This window comes from Escherichia sp. XD33, assembly GCF_019375075.1.
Taxonomy (GTDB): domain Bacteria; phylum Pseudomonadota; class Gammaproteobacteria; order Enterobacterales; family Enterobacteriaceae; genus Enterobacter; species Enterobacter flexneri_A.
The window spans coordinates 1-3,599 of the sequence record NZ_JAENDM010000124.1; the positions used below are offsets into that span (position 1 = coordinate 1).

Consider the following 3,599-nt stretch of genomic DNA (forward strand, 5'->3'; position numbering starts at 1 on the left):
TTAAATCGCTTCCGTTTCCGTGGTGCGCTTTCCACTGCCAGCATCGATGACTTTACCCGTTATTCTAAAGATCTTGCAGATGAAGGCACCCGCTGCTTTATCGATGCTGATAATATGCGTGCCGTCAGTGTGCTTAACCTGGGTACTATTGATGAACCAGGTCACGCAGATAACACCGCCACACTCAAACTGAAAAAGACAGCACCGTTCTCTGCTCTGTTGTCTGTTAACGGCGAGCGTAACTCCCAGAAGTCACTGGCAGAATGGATTGAAGACTGGGCCGACTATCTTGTGGGCTTTGATGCTAATGGTGACGCTATTCAGGCAACAAAAGCGGCTGCGGCTGTCCGTAAAATCACGATTGAAGCAAACCAGACCGCTGATTTTGAAGATAATGACTTCAGCGGCAAACGCTCCCTGATGGAGTCTGTCGAAGCGAAGACCAAAGACATTATGCCAGTGGCATTTGAATTTAAATGCGTTCCGTTTGAAGGTCTGAAAGAACGTCCGTTTAAATTACGCCTCAGTATTATCACTGGCGATCGTCCTGTACTGGTTCTGCGCATTATTCAGCTGGAGGCGGTGCAGGAAGAAATGGCTAACGAATTTCGTGATCTGCTTGTTGAGAAATTCAAGGACAGCAAAGTAGAAACCTTTATTGGTACTTTCACCGCCTGATTTCATTACTGCAAATGCCCCTGCGGGGGCATTTATGGAAACGTAATTTACTCAATAATCGCCGGATGGTGAGGGATTCTTTTTACCAGAATTCAGCGCGGTGCAGCGCATATACGTGGAGAACAAAATGTCATTTATTAAAACTTTTTCCGGGAAGCATTTTTATTATGACAGGATAAATAAAGACGACATCGATATTAACGATATCGCGGTTTCCCTTTCAAATATCTGTCGCTTTGCCGGTCATCTTTCGCACTTCTACAGCGTCGCCCAACATGCGGTTCTTTGCAGCCAGCTGGTGCCGCAGGAATTTGCTTTTGAAGCGTTAATGCATGATGCAACAGAAGCGTATTGCCAGGACATCCCCGCACCACTGAAACGACTTCTTCCTGACTATAAACGGATGGAAGAAAAAATAGACGCCGTAATCCGTGAGAAATACGGGTTACCTCCTGTTATGAGCACGCCAGTGAAATATGCCGATCTCATCATGCTGGCAACCGAACGCCGCGATCTCGGGCTTGATGATGGCTCTTTCTGGCCTGTGCTGGAAGGTATCCCGGCAACAGAGATGTTCAACGTGATTCCACTGGCTCCAGGCCATGCCTACGGGATGTTTATGGAACGCTTTAACGAATTATCGGAGTTACGCAAATGCGCATGAGTGTTTTCGAAATGGAAGGGTTTCTTCGCGGGAAATGTGTACCGCGAGATCTGAAAGTGAACGAAACAAATGCTGAGTACCTGGTACGTAAATTCGACGCGCTTGAAGCTAAATGTGCGGCACTGGAAAGCAAAATAATACCAGTGTCAGCTGAACTGCCACCAGCAAATGAAAGTGTTCTGTTATTTGATGCTAACGGAGAAGGCTGGCTGATTGGCTGGCGTTCTCTCTGGTACACCTGGGGACAAAAAGAAACCGGAGAATGGCAGTGGACATTTCAGGTCGGGGACCTTGAAAACGTCAATATCACTCACTGGGCAGTAATGCCGAAAGCACCAGAGACTAAGAAATGAGCGTGATAAAAACTCATACAGGAATTGTTATCACCCGAGACGGTGAAAAGCGGATGAAATTACATTCCACTGAAACGTCCTGGGTTGCCGGACGTTGTGAATCCTACGACAAAAAGACTGGTTACCGTTGGGGGGCACCTAACATGCGTCGCCGTCTGCTACTGGACAGCATCAGGCCAATAAAACAGGTAGCAACCAGGGAACAAAATTAATTATCAGGACTGGAATTTGATATTACTGCCCGTGTGCAGCGGGCTAAGTGGAGAAACATATGCTGAACCTCGATTGTGTTCCAATCTCAACTTATTGCAAAGAAACTGGCGAAACTCCTGAAGCAATAAACAAACGTGTACAGCGCGGTGTTTGGCGTGAAGGTGTTCAGGTTTTAAAGGTTGAAGGCGTTAAGGAGAGGTGGATTGATCTTAGTGAGGTTGCAAAATGGGCCAGACAAAACTGCTCAAACTACCGCGCGGCGTAACAATCAGGAAACACCGCCAGGGCGAAACGATCAATATAACTTTCACCTACAAAGGAGTTAAATGTCGTGAGCCTCTTTCCAATCTGGAAGTAATACCAAAGAACATAAAATACGCCGAGCGCACACTCGGCGAAATTCATAATAAGATCGAAAGGGGAACATTCATTTATGCGGAATATTTTCCCCGTTCTGCTCGTTTGAAAATTTTTGGTAATGCTGCTGCAGGCAAAACGGTAAAAATGTACCTGGACGAATACCTTGAAATCTGCGAAACGAGAAAACTTTCACCCTCTACGATTGGTGGTTATAAAAAATGCCGTAGTGCGTTAGCCTCACTCCACATTTGCCCTGCAAGTGAATTAACACCAGCAATCCTGAAAGCGTGGATTCAAAGCCAGAAAACGACCTTAAAAACAATTCGCAACCAGTTATCTTTCCTGCGGTCAGCACTTGATGAAGCCGTAACCGATGGGGTACTTCAAATTAACCCCGTATCGTTGGTAACTGCTTCGCGCTACCAAAGTGATAAGTCAGAAGCAGAAAGCAGCTACGTGGTTGATCCGCTATCACCAGCAGAAGTTGATGCATTACTAGCAGCAGCCGGAAACAAACAATGGGAAAATCTGTTCCGGTTCGCTATACATACAGGCCTGCGTAGTTCTGAATTATGTGCCCTTCGATGGCGTGATATCGACTTTGTTGGAAAAACTGCCCATGTCCAGAGCGCAAGTGTTGTCGGTGTTATCAAAGGAACAAAGACAAAAGCCGGTACTCGTAAAGTTGAACTGACAGAAGAGGCAATGTTGGCGCTGATAAATCAGAAGCCATTTACATTCATGAAGGATGCTACTGTCTTTGAAGATCCAAAGACAAACAAACCGTGGGCCAGCGCCGATGCGATAAGGAAAAAAGCGTGGATACCAACCTTACGTAAAGCAGGTATCCGGTACCGTAACCCATATCAGACCAGGCATACATTCGCCACCAGCCATATCAGCCGTGGTGCGAACCTGTTCTGGCTTGCAGGCCAGATGGGCCATAAGGGACCAGAAATGCTATTTCGTCACTATGGCAGTTACCTTGCTGCATATGACGGACATACCGCTAAAAATACTAATGATACAAAACAGGCTTGATGCTGCCCGAACAAATAGCCACTGAAACCTGATAAAAAGTTATTTGTGATGTGGTTATGTTCGTCATATCCACATCATACATACTTAAACATAAGGCACTTTTTACCTTGCAAAAATTCGAACCAAGCATATATGTTATAGGTGAACTTGGTACTCAGGCAGCTGTCCTAGGGAAGGTGCGAATAAGTCCGAGATGTGAGATCATCGTGTTGTAACCTGAACCCAGAATGAGTAACCGGATGAGCCAGCAACTGACTTTTGCCGACAGTGAGTTTTCCAGTAAACGCCGC

6 protein-coding genes are annotated in these 3,599 nt (G+C 46.0%); all 6 read left to right on the top strand.

Going from position 1 to position 3,599, the window contains the following annotated elements:
- On the top strand, positions 1-678 hold a 678-nt coding region (locus K0778_RS25170), incomplete at its 5' end, for a YfdQ family protein (RefSeq protein WP_096999201.1).
- 127 nt (positions 679-805) lie between these two features.
- Positions 806-1,342, top strand: a complete 537-nt coding sequence (yfdR, locus tag K0778_RS25175) for a 5'-deoxynucleotidase (protein ID WP_000008210.1) — start codon at positions 806-808, stop codon at positions 1,340-1,342.
- Positions 1,333-1,695: a hypothetical protein gene (locus tag K0778_RS25180; RefSeq protein WP_001242962.1), complete on the top strand. Its 363-nt coding sequence runs from the start codon at positions 1,333-1,335 to the stop codon at positions 1,693-1,695. Before yfdR ends, K0778_RS25180 begins: the two co-directional genes overlap by 10 nt.
- The gene (locus K0778_RS25185) at positions 1,692-1,907 is read left to right on the top strand and encodes a hypothetical protein (protein ID WP_001331173.1); all 216 of its coding nucleotides are present in this window, start codon (positions 1,692-1,694) and stop codon (positions 1,905-1,907) included. Before K0778_RS25180 ends, K0778_RS25185 begins: the two co-directional genes overlap by 4 nt.
- Before the next feature lie 59 nt (positions 1,908-1,966).
- Positions 1,967-2,173 (top strand): hypothetical protein, encoded by a 207-nt coding sequence (locus K0778_RS25190; RefSeq protein ID WP_001331174.1) that lies wholly within the window; start codon positions 1,967-1,969, stop codon positions 2,171-2,173.
- On the top strand, positions 2,134-3,309 hold the full coding sequence (locus K0778_RS25195) for a site-specific integrase (protein WP_000531797.1): 1,176 nt from the start codon (positions 2,134-2,136) through the stop codon (positions 3,307-3,309). Before K0778_RS25190 ends, K0778_RS25195 begins: the two co-directional genes overlap by 40 nt.
- The last annotated feature ends 290 nt before the right edge of the window (positions 3,310-3,599 follow it).

Coding starts and splice junctions, on each gene's coding strand:
- K0778_RS25180 (WP_001242962.1), top strand. CDS start 1,333: ATGCGCATGAGTGTTTTCGAAATGGAAGGGTTTCTTCGCGGGAAATGT.
- K0778_RS25185 (WP_001331173.1), top strand. CDS start 1,692: ATGAGCGTGATAAAAACTCATACAGGAATTGTTATCACCCGAGACGGT.
- yfdR (WP_000008210.1), top strand. CDS start 806: ATGTCATTTATTAAAACTTTTTCCGGGAAGCATTTTTATTATGACAGG.
- K0778_RS25190 (WP_001331174.1), top strand. CDS start 1,967: ATGCTGAACCTCGATTGTGTTCCAATCTCAACTTATTGCAAAGAAACT.
- K0778_RS25195 (WP_000531797.1), top strand. CDS start 2,134: ATGGGCCAGACAAAACTGCTCAAACTACCGCGCGGCGTAACAATCAGG.